The organism is Edaphobacter modestus (assembly GCF_004217555.1).
GTDB classification, from domain to species: domain Bacteria; phylum Acidobacteriota; class Terriglobia; order Terriglobales; family Acidobacteriaceae; genus Edaphobacter; species Edaphobacter modestus.
This window is the reverse complement of the sequence record NZ_SHKW01000001.1, coordinates 5,749,999-5,769,706: the sequence shown is the minus strand read 5'-3', so window position 1 is coordinate 5,769,706 and position 19,708 is coordinate 5,749,999. Positions and strand designations below refer to the sequence as shown.

Annotated in this window: 21 protein-coding genes; 5 read left to right on the top strand and 16 right to left on the bottom strand. The window is 56.5% G+C overall.

Annotated features, from left to right (window positions below; all coding sequences use genetic code 11):
- Positions 1–405, top strand: a complete 405-nt coding sequence (locus BDD14_RS24390) for a hypothetical protein (protein WP_130422042.1) — start codon at positions 1–3, stop codon at positions 403–405.
- 6 nt (positions 406–411) lie between these two features.
- Here BDD14_RS24390 and BDD14_RS24385 read toward each other — a convergent pair whose 3' ends face one another.
- Together BDD14_RS24385 and BDD14_RS24380 are read right to left on the bottom strand one after the other, a co-directional pair.
- On the bottom strand, positions 412–795 hold the full coding sequence (locus BDD14_RS24385) for a hypothetical protein (protein WP_130422040.1): 384 nt from the start codon (positions 793–795) through the stop codon (positions 412–414).
- 41 nt (positions 796–836) lie between these two features.
- Entirely contained in the window at positions 837–3,113 is a 2,277-nt protein-coding gene (locus BDD14_RS24380; protein ID WP_130422038.1) for a winged helix-turn-helix domain-containing protein, read from the bottom strand.
- 243 nt (positions 3,114–3,356) lie between these two features.
- Here BDD14_RS24380 and BDD14_RS24375 point away from each other — a divergent pair, with 243 nt between their 5' ends.
- Entirely contained in the window at positions 3,357–3,797 is a 441-nt protein-coding gene (locus BDD14_RS24375) for a hypothetical protein (RefSeq protein WP_130422036.1), read from the top strand.
- A gap of 155 nt (positions 3,798–3,952) precedes the next feature.
- On the opposite strand, the gene BDD14_RS33810 is transcribed toward BDD14_RS24375, so the two are convergent.
- From BDD14_RS33810 to BDD14_RS24330, 9 genes are all read right to left on the bottom strand, one after another.
- On the bottom strand, positions 3,953–4,465 hold the full coding sequence (locus BDD14_RS33810; RefSeq protein WP_130422034.1) for an IS66 family transposase: 513 nt from the start codon (positions 4,463–4,465) through the stop codon (positions 3,953–3,955).
- The gene (locus BDD14_RS33805) at positions 4,392–4,958 is read right to left on the bottom strand and encodes an IS66 family transposase (protein WP_165420223.1); all 567 of its coding nucleotides are present in this window, start codon (positions 4,956–4,958) and stop codon (positions 4,392–4,394) included. Before BDD14_RS33805 ends, BDD14_RS33810 begins: the two co-directional genes overlap by 74 nt.
- Positions 4,927–5,352, bottom strand: coding sequence for an IS66 family transposase zinc-finger binding domain-containing protein (locus tag BDD14_RS24360; protein ID WP_130422030.1), 426 nt, complete (start codon positions 5,350–5,352; stop codon positions 4,927–4,929). The genes BDD14_RS33805 and BDD14_RS24360 overlap by 32 nt, the downstream gene beginning before the upstream one ends.
- A 21-nt stretch (positions 5,353–5,373) precedes the next feature.
- Complete coding sequence (locus BDD14_RS24355) at positions 5,374–5,553, bottom strand: hypothetical protein (protein WP_130422028.1); 180 nt, start codon at positions 5,551–5,553, stop codon at positions 5,374–5,376.
- Positions 5,554–5,641: 88 nt separating this feature from the next.
- Positions 5,642–6,055 (bottom strand): IS66 family insertion sequence element accessory protein TnpB, encoded by a 414-nt coding sequence (gene tnpB, locus BDD14_RS24350; protein WP_242618176.1) that lies wholly within the window; start codon positions 6,053–6,055, stop codon positions 5,642–5,644.
- Positions 5,988–6,395 carry an IS66 family insertion sequence element accessory protein TnpA gene (gene tnpA, locus BDD14_RS32030; protein ID WP_165419825.1) on the bottom strand — a complete coding sequence of 136 codons (408 nt, stop codon included), beginning with the start codon at positions 6,393–6,395 and terminating at the stop codon, positions 5,988–5,990. Before tnpA ends, tnpB begins: the two co-directional genes overlap by 68 nt.
- A 505-nt stretch (positions 6,396–6,900) precedes the next feature.
- The gene (locus BDD14_RS24340) at positions 6,901–7,197 is read right to left on the bottom strand and encodes a type I restriction enzyme endonuclease domain-containing protein (protein ID WP_242618175.1); all 297 of its coding nucleotides are present in this window, start codon (positions 7,195–7,197) and stop codon (positions 6,901–6,903) included.
- A 381-nt stretch (positions 7,198–7,578) separates the two neighbouring features.
- Positions 7,579–8,502, bottom strand: a complete 924-nt coding sequence (locus BDD14_RS24335) for a SphA family protein (protein WP_130422022.1) — start codon at positions 8,500–8,502, stop codon at positions 7,579–7,581.
- Positions 8,499–9,074: an NADPH-dependent FMN reductase gene (locus BDD14_RS24330; protein ID WP_130422020.1), complete on the bottom strand. Its 576-nt coding sequence runs from the start codon at positions 9,072–9,074 to the stop codon at positions 8,499–8,501. The genes BDD14_RS24335 and BDD14_RS24330 overlap by 4 nt, the downstream gene beginning before the upstream one ends.
- Positions 9,075–9,213: 139 nt before the next feature.
- On the opposite strand from BDD14_RS24330, the gene BDD14_RS24325 reads away from it, so the two are divergent.
- Positions 9,214–10,149, top strand: a complete 936-nt coding sequence (locus tag BDD14_RS24325) for a LysR family transcriptional regulator (protein WP_130422018.1) — start codon at positions 9,214–9,216, stop codon at positions 10,147–10,149.
- Positions 10,150–10,403: 254 nt separating this feature from the next.
- Here BDD14_RS24325 and BDD14_RS24320 read toward each other — a convergent pair whose 3' ends face one another.
- From BDD14_RS24320 to BDD14_RS24310, 3 genes are all read right to left on the bottom strand, one after another.
- Complete coding sequence (locus BDD14_RS24320) at positions 10,404–11,300, bottom strand: phospholipase C/P1 nuclease family protein (RefSeq protein ID WP_207231816.1); 897 nt, start codon at positions 11,298–11,300, stop codon at positions 10,404–10,406.
- Between the two features lie 242 nt (positions 11,301–11,542).
- Positions 11,543–12,802 carry a YdcF family protein gene (locus BDD14_RS24315; protein WP_130422014.1) on the bottom strand — a complete coding sequence of 420 codons (1,260 nt, stop codon included), beginning with the start codon at positions 12,800–12,802 and terminating at the stop codon, positions 11,543–11,545.
- 105 nt (positions 12,803–12,907) lie between these two features.
- Positions 12,908–15,772 (bottom strand): TonB-dependent receptor, encoded by a 2,865-nt coding sequence (locus tag BDD14_RS24310; RefSeq protein ID WP_165420222.1) that lies wholly within the window; start codon positions 15,770–15,772, stop codon positions 12,908–12,910.
- A 224-nt stretch (positions 15,773–15,996) separates the two neighbouring features.
- On the opposite strand from BDD14_RS24310, the gene BDD14_RS24305 reads away from it, so the two are divergent.
- Positions 15,997–17,328: a hypothetical protein gene (locus BDD14_RS24305; protein WP_130422010.1), complete on the top strand. Its 1,332-nt coding sequence runs from the start codon at positions 15,997–15,999 to the stop codon at positions 17,326–17,328.
- A 211-nt stretch (positions 17,329–17,539) separates the two neighbouring features.
- On the opposite strand, the gene BDD14_RS24300 is transcribed toward BDD14_RS24305, so the two are convergent.
- Positions 17,540–18,271, bottom strand: a complete 732-nt coding sequence (locus BDD14_RS24300) for an SDR family NAD(P)-dependent oxidoreductase (RefSeq protein ID WP_130422008.1) — start codon at positions 18,269–18,271, stop codon at positions 17,540–17,542.
- An 80-nt stretch (positions 18,272–18,351) separates the two neighbouring features.
- Positions 18,352–19,098: a glucose 1-dehydrogenase gene (locus tag BDD14_RS24295; RefSeq protein WP_130422006.1), complete on the bottom strand. Its 747-nt coding sequence runs from the start codon at positions 19,096–19,098 to the stop codon at positions 18,352–18,354.
- A gap of 164 nt (positions 19,099–19,262) precedes the next feature.
- Here BDD14_RS24295 and BDD14_RS24290 point away from each other — a divergent pair, with 164 nt between their 5' ends.
- Positions 19,263–19,658, top strand: a complete 396-nt coding sequence (locus BDD14_RS24290) for an ArsR/SmtB family transcription factor (RefSeq protein WP_242618174.1) — start codon at positions 19,263–19,265, stop codon at positions 19,656–19,658.
- Positions 19,659–19,708: the final 50 nt, after the last annotated feature.

Sequence of the window (19,708 nt, the reverse complement as noted above, 5' to 3'; positions counted from 1 at the left end):
ATGGACGGCTTCGAGATTATCCGCGCTGTGGAGTCGTCGGGAGGGTCGCTTTGGGTTGATGGGGATTTTATCGGCTATCGCATACCGAAGCGTGCGACAGGCATTCTCCCGCAGATTCGGGACAGGAAGAACGAGTTGTTGAGGCTGCTGCAAGATCGCCCTCCCACGGTGCGTGGCGTTCGTATCATCCGCTGGGAGCCAGTCAACTACCCGGTACAAATCGACCGCTGGACAACTGTGACCAACTCACGGAGGTTCGCAACGAAGTCGTTGCTTCAGATTAAAGAACTGCTGGCAGGGGGGACCTGGCATGCAGGCAACTGGACGCTCTCGCAACTTGTGGAGCGCCTGAAGTCTGTAGGTGTGACGATTGAGATTGAGGACCAGGCCAAGCTGGTTCAGTGAGTTATCTCAACGATCCCCAGTCCGCAAATCCAACGTTGGACAACATTCGTCGATACTCCACGCGTTTGCGCCCAACTTGCGCTCAATCTCCTGCAACCATCGCATTTCGCAGGATTTATTGTGAGCGTTATGCGAACCACATCTTGCCTGGTGCTGGGTGAGGGAGCATAGTTGCGAGATGAGACGGGGCGTGACGGAAGCGTGGACGAAGTGCGTGGTTTGGTTTCCAAAAAGAGTCACAGCAGTGCCGCGTGACAGCAGGAGCAGAATGCGCCCCGGCTGTTCGCGCAGCTTGACGACGGTGCCATTGCGGCGCAGTTCTCCACTCGAGGCATCCAGTTCGAAGACGCCGAAGCGCCAGGTCCGTGGCGTGTTACCCGGCATGCCCATTGGCACGCTCCTCTGGGCTGGAGAAACTGCAGCGCTGTCGGCTATTCCTGGCGGAAGTTCTCTACCATCTTGATAACGCTCTGGGGATCGTACTGGGTGTAGAAGAGGGTGCGCCCGTCTCGCGACGCGCTCAGGCTGGGCTGCCAGTCGCTGGGGCTTTTTTCAAGTGACAGGACGGGCGTAATGCGGCCAGTGGCGAAGCTGTAGAACTCGATCGTGGGCCGGGGTTCGGCATCTGCGTCGAGCAGGTAAAGTCCGCTCTCCGTCACGGCCCAGTGTCCAAAGTAGCTTACTTGCGGTTTGCCGGTCACCACAGGCGACTCGCTGCCTCCGCTTGCGGACATACTCCATATGCCAGCCTCGTCAAATTTGCTGTAGTAGATCGTTCGCCCGTCGTAAGACTCAAAAGGAGCAAAGCCGCCATGCTCGGTCAGCTGCCTCTCTGCCCCGTCCTCAACAGAGTGCTTCCAGATCTGCCTGCTTCCCGTACGCGGCGAGGCGAAGTAGATGAACCTGCCGTCGCGGGACCAACTCGGCACTACATTGTCGGAGTCGCCATGCGTGATCGCATGAAGATTTCTACCCTCCGCATCGACGACATAGATGTGGGCGTAATCCCCTACGCGGGCATCGAAGGCGATCCATCGTCCATCGGGAGACCAGCGCGGAGTGCCCGAGTGCCCGCCTATATTCGTAAGTTGCACGGGATGATCGCCGTCAGTACTGTTCAGCCAGATCTGGTTTGTGCCGGAACGTCCTGATTGCAGCGCAAGACGCGTCCCATCCGGAGAGGGCTGCGCACAATCCTCCATGAACTGTGAATAGATGAGCTTCCTTGTACGAAGTACTGGACCGCCTGCCTTCGAAAGATCCGCTCGCCAGATTGCCGGGGCTTCCCCGGTCTGGCTCTCGGTATAGGCGAGCCTCCGCCCGTCCTGGGAGATCGATCCCACGCCCGGATAAACCATCTCAGGTTCGACCGGGCCGCCCGCGACCGGTACCCTCCAGGCGCGCATCATGTTTCCCCGGTTGGAGTAGAAAACAATGTATTTGCCGTCGGGTGTCCACATCAGGTTCCAGAAGTGAATACCGCCTGAAACAAGGCGCCTCGGTCCTTCGCCGGAGAGCGGCACGGCATAGAGCTCCCCATAGGTTGCGTCCGTATGATGAGAAAATGCAACGGTTCGTCCGTCCGGGGAGAGCGCATCCTCGGCGCCAAAGTCTCCGTGAGATCCGGTCGCGAGACAGCGCTTCTCACCGGTTGCGAAGGAGAAGAGCACAACCGCGCGCGGACCAGCTGGGGTGCACTGGTCGAGCATCACCATGGCTTTGCTGTCCGGAGTCCAGATAGGCCGGCCCGCGACCCATTCCCGGCAGGGCGAGTTCGTCAGTCGACGCTCGGGGCCGCCGAGTGCGGGGACCGTGTAGACCCCGTCGCGGTCGCTATTGCAGCGGGCAAAGGCGATCTCCCGCCCATCCGGCGACCACTGCGGCGGGCCGGGAACACCGTCGCCCCGCTTGTGGTGTGTGAGTTGTAGCGGCGTGTCACCTCCCACCAGCTGCACATAGATGTCGTAGTGTCTGCGCTCCACACCATTCCAAACGAACGCGATCTGACGCCCGTCCGGCGAAAACGACGGGGATCTCGCGTCTCCGGGCGCGCTCGTGAGAATCGAAGAACGCAGATTCGGCGACATCACGTTCGGCTCGCCCGAAGATGGCTTAGGCTGGCTCCCAAATTGAACAAGGGCGGATCGAAGAGACGAAGATCGAATGAGCGCGGCGATTCCAATCGCAGACACGACGCATACGATTATTAGGGCTAACTTCCTGGAGAGCAGCCTTCGACGGTCTTGCTTCTCGTCAGGCGTAATAGTGCGGACTTCAACGCTCCCATTGCTCTGTTTACGCGTGTTGAGTCCCACCATCTCGGATCCCGCAGTCGCTTGAGACGAAGCGCCGCCATTCTGCGTATCCCCCGGTTGGGAAACGGGCGCGACAAAGCGATAACCCTTCTTCGGGATGGTTTCGATGTAGAGAGGCTTGTCGGCCGAGTCGCCCAAGGCTTCGCGGAGCTTCATGACAGCAGAATTCAGGCTGTGGTCGAAATCGACGAAGGTGTCGGACGGCCAGAGATGCTGGCGCAATTGCTCGCGCGTGACCATCTGCCCCGCGTGCTCGAGCAGCAGGAGCAGAATGCGCGCCGGCTGTTCGCGCAGCTTGACGACGGTGCCATTGCGGCGCAGTTCTCCACTCGAGGCGTCCAGTTCGAAGACGCCGAAGCGCCAGGTCCGTGGAGTGTCGACCGGCATGCCCATTAGCGCGCTCCTCTGGGCTAGAAAACTTTACACCTTTCCCGCTCGGCAGGCCAACAGAACTCGAATCAGCAATTTACTCGATGGACAAAGTCCTTTCGTGTCAAGGGCGGAGAGCGCAATGAGTAGATGATGACGGAATGATCTCCAGAGCATTGAGCGGATCGCAGCAGCGGCGCACATTGCGAATATCCCAAGCGGTAGTTGGAACAGGACAAAGCCGCAGGATCATCGAGGAGGTTCGCCATGTTCCGTATATCTTCCATCCTTACCTGCGCAGCTCTGGCGCTTTCGCTCGGCGCGGCGCTGACTGGACCGGCGGCAGCACAGGCTCAGGCGGTAACCGTCAACATTCCATTTGATTTCTCCGCCAACGACCAGATGGTGCCTGCAGGCAGATATCGCATCTCACTGCAGGCACCACGGTATCTTTCGTTCGTCGATACCCAGGCCACCAAGAGGCAGTACCTGATGTTGGTCCAGCCCACCGGAGAGCAAAACAGTAAGGACCTGGGGCGGCTGATCTTTCGGTGCTATGGAGACAGCAACTATCTCTACCAGGTCTGGATGCCGGGCCAGGGTGAGGGGCGCCAGTTCGTACGCAGCCGGACCGAGCAGGAGACTCTGGAACGGAAATCTTCATCGCTCGCATATGTGCAACTTCCGACTGGGCCGGCACAGCAATAATCCATCCAGTTGTCCTTAGGCAGAGGCATGGAAACGTACGACCTCCCTGGGGGAGGGCTGCTGGGGCGAGCGGCGACGGGTGAGCGCAAAGGGCTTCGGCTTCCGTCGCTGTTCACCTCGGACCTGCTCCTAGAGAGGAGTTGCCTTTGCGGGACCTACCGGGGAGACGGGGCGGCACTTTGCAGGCTAGCCATTCTTGCGGCCTGAAGTTGCTTCCACTGATCTGGCAGCCACTGGGGCAGTTTGCTGATGGGTAGCGTTGGCAGGTTGATCAGCAACTGCGTGAGGTACAGTTGCGGGTCCACGTCATGTCTGCGGCAGGTACTGGTCAAGCTGGCCAGGATGGCGGCTGTTCTTCCGCCGCGAGCGTTTCCCACGAAGAGCGAGTTCTTCCGATTGAGAACGACGCGCTTCATCTCTCTTTCGCTCACGTTGTTGTCGATGGGCACAGCACCATCGGAGCAGAAGACGTTCAGTTCGTTCCATTGGCCCAGAGCATAGTTGATCGCCTCGGCCATGGGATGCTTGGGCAGCAGCTCTTGCTTCCACTGAAGAAGCCGATCCTGCAACTCCGCCAGCAGCGGCGCTGACTGCTCACGACGTAGTTTCAGGCGCTCTGCGATGGAGGCATCCTTGCCCTGCCGCTCGACAGCATAGAGCGCACGCACCCGCTCGACCGCCTCCCTGGCATCTCGGGAGCAGGCTTCTCCGCATCGATGATCTTCTTTTCATATGCGCCCAACACCCAGCGCGCGTGATCGCATTGCCGACCACAACACCGTTGTAGCCAGCATAGCCATCCGCCAACAAAACCTGCCCGTAATCTTTCAGGAAGCGCTTTGGTCCATCGCGGCCGCGATCCATCGTGAAGTCGAAGACGTTGTACGGTTGAGCCTCGTCGCCAACGTAAACCCACATGCGCGCATTCGCAACATTATCTTTGCTCTGCATGGGCATGATGGTGTCATCGGTAGCCACCACATGCGAGGCACGCACACGATCCGCCATCAGATGATAGAGCGGCTCAACCAAGTCTGCCACATCACCGGACCACACCGACTGCGTGGCCCGCGAGATCTCGAAGCCCTGCCGCGCGAAGATATCTTCAAGCCGGTACAGCGGCAGATAGTCAGAGTACTTGCTGGTTACGATATAGGCCAAGCAAGCCTGGACCGGCAAGCCCCTTGTCGATAGCCGTCTCCGGCCTTTTCGCCGCCTGGATGCTGGGGTTTTCGCCGTCGGTCTCGCAGCTTGTGCAGGCATACTTCTTGCGCACATGCTGGATGCGTTCGAAGTGGCCTGGCAAATACTCGACCTGCCAGCTCTCATCGGCGCCGATCTCCTTGCGCGCCAGACCACAGCAAGGGCAAGCCTGCTCTGCTTCGCTCAACTCGTAGACATGCGTGATAACAGGAAGGTTCTCGAAGTTGGCCAGATTGCGCCGACCCTTGCGGCGCTTCACACGACGCAACTCTTCGGCGGGCTTGGCGGCAGCAGACAGATCTTCTGCGTGAACAGGCTTGCGGTCCAGTTCCTCGGCGAAGTTCAGCAACATCTGCGCGAGGTCTTGATCGGACTACAACCGGTCCGCGCAAGGGCCGTAGTACCACTTCTGGTAGCGCTCCAACTCCACCTTCACACGGAGTAGCTCAACCTGCAACGCTGCGGCCTGCTTCCTATGCGCCTCGGCACGCTGTTTCTGTTCTTCTACGTGCTGCTTCTGCTGATCGCGTTCCTCGAGCAATGCAAGCACCATCAACTGCAGCGTGTCCTTGTCGCCGGGAAGATCAGTAGAGTTAGATAGAGAGTGACCCACTTAGTGGGTTAGACGTAAGTGATGCGCGTCAGGCAACTACTGTTTCTGCGTGTTTTGCACCCCTTTGCGCTGGCCGTTCATAGCGCGGCACACGCTTCAGCTTCGCCATGTCGATGCCACCTAACAACATCGCCAACTCGCTTGCGCGTAGCTCAACCGAACCAGCACCAAGAGCAACACGAGGAAGCTTGAACACTCCGACCTCAAGACGCTTGTACCACAGCACGTACCCGTCGCGGTCCCACGTCAGAATCTTCAAGCGGTTGCCACCGCGCGATCGGAACAGGAACAGATGACCGCTGAGCGGGTCCGCGCCGATCACCGCCTGTACGCGCTGGGCCAGCCGATCGAAGCCGCACCGCATGTCGGTCGCTTCAGCTGCCAGCCAGATCCGTGGACCCGGCGCGCCATCCAACGCCTGCAGACTCGGTAGACCGATCACGACGCCATCTCCAGAACGGCCAGCAACGACGCAGATGATTTGCATCGAAGCCCGGTTCCACGATCACGCTCCAACCACCGCGATGCCGTATCTCAATCCCTGACATCTGCCCTGACTGTGCCGATGCCGCCTCCGTGGATGCCACCGCCACCGCGATAAACGGCGCCGCCGCGGAGAAACGTAAACGCTTCTTCCACTCGTAGAACTGCCAGTCGCGTAATCCGCGATCACGACAGAACGCAGCCACACTCGTGCCGCTTGCTGCCTGCTCCGATACAAGACCACGCCACCGCGCCAGATCTTCTTCCTTGTGCTGTCCCATACCGTAAGAATGATCCACCAAACCGCCATCCACAAGATGTGGTTCGCGTAGCGCTCACGATTTATGGACCAGTGGCGACAAAAGTCGCCCTTCGATGATGATCCCAAATCGCCTATCTTCCAGTGGTCAAGAATAAATTGTTGCCTTAGCCGTAAAGTTTGGTGTGAGCAGAAGGCTCATTTTGATAGAGGTATTGCTGGAAACCAGAGAAGATGTGACCTATCTCCTCCGGTTGTCCCAAATCGGCCAACGCGTCGGAGATGGAGTTGTGATACCTGAGCCGTAACAGGGGTGTGAGCTTTTTCCTCGACCCCGACGCTGACGTAGTGAGCCAGCACGAAGTCCAGACGGTACGCCTTCACGAAATCGTAGATCCTGAAGTAGTCCTTCCCCATCGCAAAGCCGTGTGCCGCGTCCGATGATCGCCTTCGCCTCGCTTATCCAACACCTTATAGCTCCGCAATGTACATTCGGGCGTGACCCCGACGATCGATAGGTCAACGGCTCGCCTTTATGTGGGCGATCAAGCGATCTCCGCGGACATCGCCTCGGCCTGCTGGAGCACATTCTGAACCGCAGCATCCTGAAGATCCGGTGGGTATCCGTATTTGCGGAGAATACGTTTGACTCGCCGAAGGATGTCCGCACGTGCTGGTTCCCGATGCGCCCAATCCACGGTGATATTGTTGCGAATATCCTGCACCAACTCATGTGCGATCAACCGCAATGCGGGTTCGCCCATGACATCGCGGGCACTTCGATTGTCCGCTAAAGCATCATAAAAAGCGATCTCATCTTCACTGAGTCCGCTTACAACCACTGTCTTTACTGTGGATTTGCAAATGCATGCAAAACCAGACAAATGAGGTAAAAGTACCCCAGACTCGCTTTCACGGCGATAACACGGGTTCGAATCCCGTCGGGGACGCCAAATATAATCAGTGACTTACAGCAGATATTGAAGGGTGAGATTGAAAAATCTGACACTTTTACCACATTGAGCTACATAAAGCGTTATTAAGCAGGCGGTTGAATCCCCTTTTTAATAAAGCGCGCAGTAAGCTGATCATCATCACCTTTATTGGTTCAGCTTTCTGATCACCCATCTAAAGCCAATCTTTCTTTTCAGTTTCCGGCAACTCGCTAGAACGCGCCTAGCTTTCTTCAACAGCGGTCTCTCCTTCAGGGGAGGCACCACAGTTCAAAAGACCTTTTCTACACGGAGGACTAACTTTTGGCCGGTAGCCCGGTTTCGCGCGCCGAACTCCTGGTACTCGTTCGCATAGAAGAACCATTTATGCCTGTTCCAAACCATGCCCGGGCCGATGGCAGCTACTCGTTCCGGTGAATCGGGAACGGAGACGCCGTTGACCCGGCCGTCGGTAATCTGCGAGAGGAAGTAGGCGTTGGGTCCGATCCAGAGACCTTTGTAGATGTTATAGCCGGCCGTGGCATTGAAGTGGATCGCCTGTCCTGCCTGCGTGGAGCTGGCTCCCGTGCTCAGGGGCGGAGCATTGTTCGTCGAATTCCAAAGATAGTGTACCCGCCAGCTCGTCTCAATCCGTTTCGTCGGATGCGCCGTGATCGCATAGTAGGGATTAACCGCAAAGGTGTTGCTTCCGATGTTGACTCCCGAGCTCCGGCTGTAGCCGCCGACCGGCAATTGAAAATCCAGGGTCACACGTTGTTCTACCGGCATGTGAAGGAAGCGATGTTCCGTCCATTGCAGGATAAAGGGGCTGACCGTCAGGGCGCCGACACCGCCCGCCCTTCCCTGTGCACCGGCATCGACGTCAGCCGCGGCGCCCACAACCTCCACTCCGTACCAACCGCCGGCGATGCGCTTATGCGATAGCCACGCGAGGTGTGTCAGCCCACTGATGCTGTTCACCGAACCTGTCCCAGGAACAGCGTTCCCGCTCGCCCCGACGATTTTTCCATCGTGACCCCCGTCGGCAATCTGTTCGAGCACATAGCCGGGGCCCGCGATGCCATCGAGAAAGTTCGTATCTCCGAGATTCACCGGTGGCTCCGCGACGTGCGTCTGTGCCAGCACCGGCTGCCGAAGAAGACTCGAACCCAACATCGCACAGAGAACCAACCGAGCGAAGATCCGCCCGCTCACACCACCATCACACGACGGCCGACGACAGTCTCTCTCAATCGTTCGAGCGACTTGAGCATGAACAGGAGCCCGGCCTCGTCCGTGTAGATCTCATCTGAAAAGTGCCGGTACACCCCGCCCACCACGACCTCAGGTCCCATCACGAGATGCGCGTGCATCGAGATCAACGTCTCCCGCAGTTGATACTGGGCCCGGACGCCGCCGGTGAATGCCTTGGAGGAGCTGATGATCGAGACCGGCTTGCCTTTGAAACAGGATTCGAAGACCGGGCGAGAGAGCCAATCAAGCGTGTTCTTAAGCACGCCGGGAATGCCATGGTTGTACTCGGGCGTGGAGATGAGGACCCCATCACTTTCAGTGACCTTTCTTTTGAGCGCCGCCACTGCGGGGATTGCCGGATCGATGTCGAGATCTTCGTTGTAAAACGGAATGTCTTCGAGAGTAACGACCTCGAGATCGATCGCAGGCGCCGCTCTCTCCGCAAGAACCTTCAGCAGCGCGGTGCTGAAGGACACCCTCCGCAAGCTGCCTGAAATGCCGACGATCCGTACCGTCTCTCCTGCCTCGCTCATCACAAATGACCTCCTGGTTCCTGCCGTCAGCGATTGACAGCTCACATTAAGAAGCCTAGCTCTGATCGATTCAGGCGTAAAACAAAAGATTCTGATATGAGATATCTGTAATGATGATGAATAGGATTGATCGATCGCTATGGAAATACGTCACCTTCAGCACTTCGTCGCTCTTTCGGAAGAGGGCAGCTTCACCCGGGCAGCGCAACGGATGCACATCGTGCAATCGGGACTCTCTGCATCCATCAAGGAACTGGAGCTGGAACTCGGATCGCGGCTCGTTGAGCGCACGACCCGCAGGGTCGCCCTGACCGAGACAGGCAGATTATTCCTGGAACACGCCCGTGCCACACTCACGGCACTCGAGTCCGGAATCACGGCAGTCCGCTCTCAGGACGGCGTTGTTCGCGGTCGGCTGCATCTGGGCATCCTGCAGAGCCTCGGTCCCTATCTTGAGTTGCCGCTTCTTCTCAAGCGATTCCGCGCGGCCTACCCAGAGGTGGAGATAGCGGTTCGAGCTCTCAGTACCGTTTCCATCCCCGCGCTGGTCGGCTCCGGCGATGTCGATCTGAGCTTCCATGCTCTTGTGAACAGAACCGAGTGGCCAGGGTTGCAGGTCATTCCTTACGCTCAGGATTCGCTGGTGGCAATCTGTCCGTTGCATCACCCTCAGCGGTCAGCAAAGAGCGTTCGCCTGGAAGCTCTTGCCCAGGGGACGTTTGTAGACCTTACGCCGGATCGAGCTCTTCGGAGGGTGGTGGATCAGATGTTCGCGGAGCACCACATCAAGCGGAATACAGTATTCGAGGTCAGTGACGTACAGACCGCGCTGCAGTTCGTCGAGAATAGTCTGGGAGTCGCGGTTGTGCCCTCCGCGCTGGCGCGATCGCTTGCAGGCTCGCGTCGGATACTATCGCTCAAGATCAGTAATCAAGCCCCCCGCCCACCGAGATGGCGCATCGCAATCCTGCGGCGATCGCGGCAAAAGAGCCTGCCTGGCAAGAGCACGGTTGACCTTTTCCTCGAAGCTCTCACAGCCATGCCTCGCGTTCCGAAGACGGTTTCCGGCAGATGATGGATAGTTAGCTGGAAACGCCCTGTGTGGTGCAGGGCTTCCCTTAAGCAGGTGGGTGACTTTAGCGATTCGTCGTACGGGCGGGGTCTCGAGAATAGATAACAGCCAATGCAGTTCGGTCTTTAGCGGAAAGGCCGTGACGCTACTGAGAAACAAACCTGCCATAAAAAGGACGAGCCAGAATCGAATTGCTCGGAGGATGAGGATGCCAGGCACCGCACCCTCAAATCCTCCGGGCCGCGTTCGATGAAGCCCTATTTAACCACTTCAGGCGATACTCCGGCAGGAGCGGAACCGGTCTCCGGATTGTAGAGCGGATTATTCAGATCGATTGGGTTCGGCTTGCCTGGAGCTTGCGGAAGTGCGCTTTCAAGCCATGCCCGGTACACTAGGTCGCGGAGCATTCGGGCGCCAGCGGCCGTTCGACTGTAAACCATCTCTCGCGCCTCCTGGTCGTGTGCGTCACTAAAAGCTCCGCGCTTGTCGAGTTTGTAGATTGCCTCAACATTGTCGCCAGCTTCATCAAGATGAGCCAGAACTAAATCGAATACGTCGCCCTGCAGATGGCCGGGCTTTCCAATTCGGGGGGCGATGTCCTGTTCGGTAAGAGCGATGGCTTCCACATAAGCTGATTCGAAGCGTCCATGGATCTTGGGATCACGAGTATATCCCTTCGGATCTGGCCCCTGCCAGCCATCATGATGAATCGTGTCGTGCAATGGCTGCGCTCCGTCACCGATATAGTGGCCCATCCACGCCACATAAAATGCGCAGGTTTGCTCCAAAAAGGCTGTATCCCTACCCGCGGCACGCTCTCTTCGGAGAAGCCTCATATCTGCAACCAGATGTCCGTAGACTTCAGCAGCTGCATAAGGCAACGTGCCGGTCCAGCGTACATTCATTCGTTTGGCATCTTCGGGATCGGTTTTTTCAATGCGGAGATACTCGCGATACAACTCCAGCACAAACTCATAACGCGAGCGAGGAACTACTTTCATAAAGGCGAACTGCTCACGAAACCAACCATGGTTGGGATCCTCTTCGATCTTCGAAAAAGGCTCTGAGGCCACACGCCACGTATCAGGAATGCTTGCTGAACCAGCAATATAGTCCGCATATTTTTTAAGAAACATCGGGCCGTCCTCGGGCAACGTATCGACCGCGGTATGGTCGATCACGGAGTGCGCACGGACGCCCCAGGGATATGCGGCCTCCGGGAGGCAAAGCATGGCTATCAACAAAGCTGCGGTGGACGATCTGCGGTTCATTCTTTCGGCTCCAATCTCGTGGCCTGGTAACAGCACTCACCATTCGGCAGAAGTTATGTATTGTTGGGTCGAAGGTCTCTCACATCTGGCGGTTGCACAAAGAAGCAATCGCACGTGGTTGTGGGCTACGGGTCGAGAGGATCCAAAGGGTCCTGCTGCAGCGATTCAATTTCAGGAAGAACGACGAGACTCGTATCGGATGGATGGTCGAGAATCTTGTAGGGAAGGTACCCCATCTCTTTCAAGCAGCGGTACGCAAAGGCGTGGCTTGCGATGCTGGAGATTTGTCCCGTGTCGCTAATCACGAGCGCAGACTTCTCCATCGGCATCTTGTAGCGATAGATCTCTCTCGCCGCGTTTCTCATATTCGTCGTAGTGTGTCGGGCATGAGGATCGATCAGAATCGCCGTCTCCGGAACGTGGTAGTCGGCCAGGAGAGCCTTCTTCATCTCGAGCGCCTCAGCGAAGCGAGTTTGAGAGGGATGCACATACCCTCCGGAGACGAGGATGAACGGCGCTTTTCCTGCGTGATAGGCCTCCGCTGCAAGGGCCGTACGACGTCTGCATGCCTCGGAGAGAGCTGTATTCGGATCACCTGGTCCCGCTCCTGGGACGACGATCACAGAGTACGGATATTTGCTCCACTGAATACTTGGAATTGTCTTGATGGCGGCCGCATTTCCTTCCGTCTCCATGGGCTCTTCCCTGCCTGCTTCGTCCCGACGGTTCATAGCCAGCAGTTGCAACGCCGCCTGAAGCGAAGGAGAAAAGAAGAACTCAGAGTTGGGAGTCTCGGTAGAAAGACTCTGAGCCATGGTGGTGATCTTCTGCTGAAATTCGGACGACTTCACATCGAAGGAGATGGAATCAATCAGAGGATACCGAGGGGCTCCTCCCTGCCCATAGACCGCAATGATGTTGTTGATCCCTCGCGCGCAAATCTCCCACGCGTTGGCCAGGAGAGCCTCTCCATTTTGGCTTTGATAGAGAACATAGGCTCCGCTCGGACGGAGATCCCTGTTAACTAGCTCTCGCAGCGATGCATCCTCGCGGTAAAGCCGTTCGAGGGCGAACGAGACGATACGGATCTCTTCTTCTGTCCAGAGGAGACTTCTCGTCGTGCAAACGGCATCTCCTTTGCACGACCGAAGCGCCAGGGCAAGATATTGCTTACGCTCCGCGCTTATCTCGGAAAGATCCTTGTCTGCCAGAAGCGCGGAACGCACCTTCGGATCGTTTTCGATCGCTGACAACAGATAGAAGTTCTTATCCTGAACCGCATGTTGCAATTGCAGAGGTCCTGGAACAACCTGGGCAAATCCAACATGACCAAGAACAAGAAACGCTGCCGCTACAGCGGACTGCGCAAAGGGACGAAACTGCATGAGAAAAATCTCCCGGAGATCAATAGAGGGCTGGCCAGGGATCGTGCAGAAGGCCGGAGCATGAACATAGGTCCGGCCTTCTGCGTCGTGTCAGGTTCGTGAGTCTTAGAACTTCAGACTCATTCCGAATTGCATGTTGCGCGAAGTGCGAGCCGATTGTTCACTCAGGAAGTTGCTCGCATTGACCGTGTTGATGACGGCTCCTGTACAACCGGTGGTGGTATTGCAGTTCAGGTTGTTGGTGTTCAACAGATTTTCAGCCTGAGCAAATGCCGCCAGATGGTAGCGTTCGCCGAAGTTGAAGTAACGTTTGATCTGAGCATCCTCTTGAGAGAGGCCGCTGCCCCGCAAGCTGTTTCGGCTTACGAAGAGCGGCCGGTCATTGATCACGCCGTCCTGGTTAAGGTCGGTGCCTGCGATAGGGTTGATCGGATAACCGGAGTTTATAAAGGTCATCGAAGACAACTCGAAGCCATTGAGCCAGTGCCACGAATGAGCAGCAACCGAGGGTTGATAGATCCCCTGAATCACCAGATTATGTCGCGTGTCGTTGTCGGCATTGCCATAATCGCGTCGGAGATTGGTGGGATCGCTGACGCTGCCCCCCTCACCGATATTGTCGGCCAGGGCATGCGAGTACATGTAGTTGACGGTAAACTCCAGCCCGTGCGAGATGCGTTTCTGCAGGGTAAGGAATCCCCCATTGAAGTTGGTGTTGGCACCACTCCGGATAAGATTGATCGCTCCGAAGTTCGTATTCGGTCTGTTGGCCGTTCCCGCGAAGATCGGACGACCATCGGCCAGCGTGTTTCCAGTCGGGGTGAGGTTCGTGTCGGTGTAATAGAGTCCATGCTTCATGCCTGCGAACTGATATCCGACCGTCAGCTGATAATTACGTCCGAGATCCTGTTGAACTTGCAGATTAGCCTGATGCTGATATGCATTGTGAAAGTTGGGATCGAAGGCGGTGATACTCGGTTTTACCTGGAAGGCAGAGCCGCTAAGATCGGGGGTGTTGGGAAATACCGGCGCTCCAGTAGTTCCGCCAGCCACCTGATAGGAGAGAAGGCGATGCCCGTTGACCTGAGCAGCATTGTAAAAGGTGCCGAGACCAGGAACGTCATAGTACATTCCGTAAGCAGCGTGAACCACCGTCTTACTGTTGCCAAAAGGTGACCAGGTCATCCCAATGCGCGGAGCAATGTCTGTGTAATCGTTGGGAATACTACGCGATAACGGATAGGGTGCTTGAGCGTCGAAGGTGGGAAACAAGATCGCTTCGTAGCGAGCGCCGACGTTGAGGCTGAAGTTCTGACTGAAACGAATCTCGTCCTGAGCGAAGAAATTCAGGAAGTTGAATGCAATACGGATATTCGGGGTCCCGCCGTACGTTGTGAGGAAGGTATACGTATAAGGTTTGCCGGTCGCCGGATCGGTGGCCCCGGAGGTCGTGTTGAGGAACTGGTTGAGAGAACTCACCGCCGGGCGGCTATTTTGTGCGGCAAGACCGCTGAACGTAAACGTTGGGGCGGTGCCGGAGAGATTGGCAAAGAGTTCGTGATCGTATTCACCACCGAACTTAAAGGTGTGACGTCCCCGCGTCCAGGTCATATTATCGAGCACGCTGGAGCTGCGCTCTGTCGTCGTCGTCGTCGTAAGCGGGCTATATCCGATATTCGCTACGCTGCTGATGTTGACCAAGGCATTTCCATATTGCGACGCGTTGGCCAACGGAAAGTTCCCCGTGTCACGCTGAATCACACCAAAGCGCAGTTCGTTCAGCAACCGATCCGAGAGGACGGTCGCCAGCTGCACGCCGCCGCCATTCTGGTGATCGGTGTAGTGCGAGCCTCGATCGACAATGCTGAGTCCGCTCGCATTATTCGGTTGCTGGTTGGTAAAGCGGGCATAGCGAACATATCCGCTGTTCTTCGCATTCAGATTGAAGTCCACCTTACCTACCAGAGTGCGATACGTCTCGCCGAAGGGAGCCGTTCCAATTTGATTGGCGGCCAATCCCAACGCTGCTGCATTTGCGGGAGTAATCGTAATCGGATTTGGAAGCGTATAGGGGTTGTTCTCAAACTGACCAAAGAAGAAGAGCTTGTCCTTAATAATAGGACCGCCAAGGGTGAACGCGACGTCCCACCAGCTCCGGTTGGGTTGTGCAGTCGCCAGGGTTGGGATTGCCTGAAGGTCGAGAGGGCGCCACTGCCCGAGAGCCGATCCGTGATACTGATTGGTTCCGGATTTGAGAAGGACATTGATCTGTCCGCCGGCCGCGCGCCCAAACTCCGCGGAATATCCGTTCGAGAGCGTCTGGGTCTGCGCCACCGCCTCAGGAGTGACGATAATCAAACGGATCTGACGATTGGATCCATGTTGCGTATTGTCCAAACCATCCAGATTCCATTGCGACCTCTCTGTACCGCCAAAAGTGAACTGCGTCGTAGAAAAGGTGCTCGTCGGCATGCCGATCACGCCAGGCGAAAGGAGAAGATAGTTGAACAGATTACGGGATGCGATCGGAAGATTTTCAATCTCATGCTGATCGAGCACTGCCCCAATGGTCGAGGTACCCGTATCCATAATATTGGCTCCGGCCTCCACTTCAACAGTTTGAGAAGTGCTTCCAACCGAAAGAGCAATATCGATTCGAGCCTCCTGGCCCACGTTAAGGATGATTCCCTCTTGGGTGGTTTTCTGGAATCCGTCTGCCACCGCCTCCAAACGATAAGTGCCGACATGCACCAGAGGAAATCGGTAGTAACCGTTCGCATCCGTGCTGGTCTCTTGCGAGATGCCGGTACCGATATTGGTGAGAGTGATATGGGATCCAGTAATAGAACTCTTCGATGAATCGAGCACATATCCATTGACTGCAGCGTCGATAGCGTTCGCCTGGCCGAAAGAATCCACAGGAAACGCCACAAGGGCTAAGAGAAATAAGAAATAAAGTTTACGAGTCACGCTGGCTCTCCGAGTTGCGAAGATTTGCCGACGAGATCTCCGGCAAAATCTCCGCTTGTCTGCAACGCTAGAGGCCGACGACCCGCATGAGACAGTCTCAAGTCCATGTCACAATGTGATTTCACAATGTGACAAAATCCAAAGTACTTGCAAAGAGAACGACTTACCATGCCACTTCTCTGCCTGTTTACCAGAATTTCACGGCTTTTCGCTACAATGAGAAAGTGACAACGCTTCTCCAGGACCTGTCGTCATACACCGAATCTTCTTTGATGGAGGACGAGCGATGGCAGGCAGTCCTGCAGATCGTCAACTCTCCTCGATTCTCCAAGTCCTCGCGCCTGTCCCAGCTCCTGCTGTACCTCGCCGAACAAACTCTTCTCGATCGAACAAAGCTCCTTAATGAACAGACCATCGCGACTGAAGTCTTTGAACGGGGCGACGACTTCGATCCCGGCGTCGACACAATCGTTCGTTCGCATATGGTTCGCCTGCGACAAAGGCTCGACCAGTACGTAGCGGACGCTAAAGGGACTGTATTTCAAGTCACCGTCCCCAAAGGGGAGTACATCGTACGATTCGATCGCCTGGCCTCCTCGTTTCTTGAACCTATTGTAGAAGCGTATCCATTGGACCAGGTCGCTGCAGCAGCGCCACCTGTAATAGCAAAAGACTCTTCTTCTCGTACCCGTTGGGTTACAAATCCACTCTTTCTGCCGTGCTGCCTGATGAGTGTCCTCATCGTCCTTCTTTCCTTCGCTCTATTTTTCACTCGGCATAGAGCTACGGAAGCCGCGAACCGTCCCTCCCATCTGCTTTGGAATCGCATCTTCCAGTCTTCGCGACCGACGACCTTCGTGGCCGCTGACAACGGCCTGGTGCTGCTGCATTGGATGACAAGGAAAGACACCACGCTGGCCGAATACCTCAACCGCGACTTCCGCCAGGAGACCCAAGGACTCTCGAGGGAAAGAACTGACGAGATCCTCAATATCGCGAACCGTCGTTATACCTCATTCGTCGACTTGAATTTCTTTCGCCGGATTCAGCAGCTCCCCTTCTCTTCCTCCGACAAGCTCATTGTGAAATATGCCCGAGATCTTCGCATGGATGAGCTAAAGCAAGGGAACATCATTCTTTCCGGCGCGCGCGGGGCCAACCCATGGCTCGAGCTTTATGAGCCCCAGATGAACTTTTTCGGATCGAACGATGGCGTTCACCATATCTATAGCTTCATCAATCGTCATCCCCAGCCGGGAGAGCCGGATCGATACTTTGTATCTGACGCCGACCCGAAGCAACGCGTTCTTGGCGTATTAGCCTTGATCTCCAACCTGGACGGCAACGGAAACGCCTTAGTGATTGAAGGGAATTCGATGGCCGGTACCGAGGCGATCACCGACTTCCTCTTTAACGACGAAGCTCTTCTTCCCTTTCTCAGCCAGCTCAAAAAGCCTGATGGAACGCTTCCGCATTTTGAAGTCCTGATCGAATCCAACAGCGTTAACGGGAACGCCGGCTCATTCCATATTCTGGCGTACCGCACTCACCTCTGATGGCGAAGCCGCAATCGCTCCGCCGGTGGTCGAGAGGGTTCCGCGTCCTACGCCCTTCAGGTGGAAAGGCCATCGACTCAACGGCTAGTTGACCCGCAGGTTTAGAACGAACCACAATTCCGACACGGGTGGCCAGCACAAGAAGGCGGGCTCGCCAAAAGGAAGTTATTCCAGACGAGCCCGTCAATCCAGCTTGCAAGAGTTTTTGGACTTAGACCTGTGCAGTACCGCCATCGACGAAGAGTTCTATGCCATTGACGAAGCTCGAGTCGTCCGACGCGAGGAAGAGTGCAACTGTTGCGATCTCTTCCGGGCGCCCCATCTCACCGCGTGGGATCAGGGCTTTGAACTGCTCCTTCGCATCCGGGCCGAGCGGATCGAGAATTGGCGTATCGATTGTGCCGGGGCTGAGGATGTTCACCCGGATTCTGCGCTCTTTCAACTCGAGCAGCCAGGTGCGCGCAAAAGAGCGCACGGCGGCCTTGCTGGCGCTATAGACGCCGAAGGCCGGAAAGCCCTTGATGCTGGCGATGGATCCATTGAGAAAGATGGACCCGTTGTCGTTGAACAACGGAAGCGCCTTCTGTACGGTGAAGAGTGTGCCACGCACATTCAGGTCAAATGTCTTGTCAAAGTGCTCTTCGGTCACCTCTTCCAGCTTTGCTAATTCGCCCTGTCCGGCACTGGCAAAGAGAATGTCGATCTTGCCCTTCTCACGCCGGACCGTGTCGTAAAGCCGGTCAAGATCAGCGAGGTTCGCCGCATCGCCCTGTACACCGGTGACGTTTTTACCAATCAGCTTCACAGCCTCATCAAGCTTGTTCTGGCGCCGTCCGGTGATGAAGACGTATGCTCCCTCATCCACAAAAAGCTTCGCGGTTGCGAGCGCCATACCTGACGTCGCCGCGGTGATCACTGCTACTTTTCCATCAAGCTTTCCCATAACGCTCCTTGTCTCATCTGTATTCGGTGCGAGGGCCTGCGGCCGCATCGCTGCCAACTGCAGGCCCTCATCTCTGTTGCTTAGCGAAGGCCGCCGCCAACGCGAACCAGTTCTCCCGTGATCCATTTCGCGTCTTCGGTGGCCAGGAAGGTGGCGACCGTGGCGATATCGTCTACCTGCCCGATGCGGCCGAGAGGCGTCTGTGATACGGCTCCCTTTTCGAAATCGGAACCGATGAAGCCGGCGGCGTGTACGCCCTCGGTCTCAACCATGCCGGGATTGATGGAGTTGACGCGGATCTTACGACTGCCGAGCTCCTTGGCCAGGACACCGGTGATGGCATCCACTGCGCCCTTGGTTCCGGTATAGACCGTACTCGCGGGGGGCGTAAGGCTGCTGACCACCGAACCAATATTGATAATGCTCGAGCCTTCGCCAAGGTACTTCACGGCAGCCTGCGTGGTAAGCAGAAGGCCAAGGACATTGATGTTGAAGATCTTGTGAAACTGCTCCTCCGTGACTTCTTCGATCGGAGAAAACTCGTAAACGCCGGAGTTGTTGACGAGAATGTCGAGTCGCCCGAAGTTCTTGATAGCGGCCTCGATGATTCGCTGTACCTCAGCGGCCTTCGAGACATCGCCACCGACGGCTACCGCTTTGCCACCGGCAGCGGTAATTGCCGCGACGACCGAGTCCGCACCGGCCTTGCTGGAGGCATAGTTGACAATGACGGAGGCGCCTTCGGCGCCGAGCGATTTGGCGATGGCGGCCCCGATTCCCTTGGATGCGCCGGTGACGACTGCGACTTTACCTGTGAGCTTGCTCATTTTCCCTATCCTTGTTCCCTTCGCGTGTTTGCGTTGACCGATCCTCAGATCTCTTTGGCTGTTCCAATGAGGAGGCTGGTGAGTAGATGGGGGGAAAGAAAAGAAGGATTCATTTGTTCAGGATTTCAGAACTATTGAATCGATCGCCTCCTCCGTCTAGTCTTATGAGAGTGAGACCCCTGTTCCATCCTTCGATCGAAGACATCACCGTAGAGGGGATACTCTATGCTTTGTCGGATCCGGTACGGGTGGCGATCTATGCCGATATTGCGACGCAGGAGTGCACGCAGAACTGCTCGATCTTCCTGACGGTCAGCGATAAGGCCATCCCACGGTCCACGCTCTCACAGCACTTCAAAATACTTCGGGAAAACGGTCTGATTCGAGGAGAACGGCATGGAGTGGAGATGCGCAACACCTCGCGCTGTGCCGAAATCGAAGGGCACTTCCCAGGATTGCTTCGTGCGATCCTCCAGGCGCACATGATTCAATCGGCGGCGGCTCGAGCGAAGAAGCCAGCGGCGGCGAGAGCTCCCAAACGGGTGGCGAAAAAGATCTAGATTCCTGGCAGCAGCCTACGAGCTTCGCATCATTTCCCTACCCGTATCAC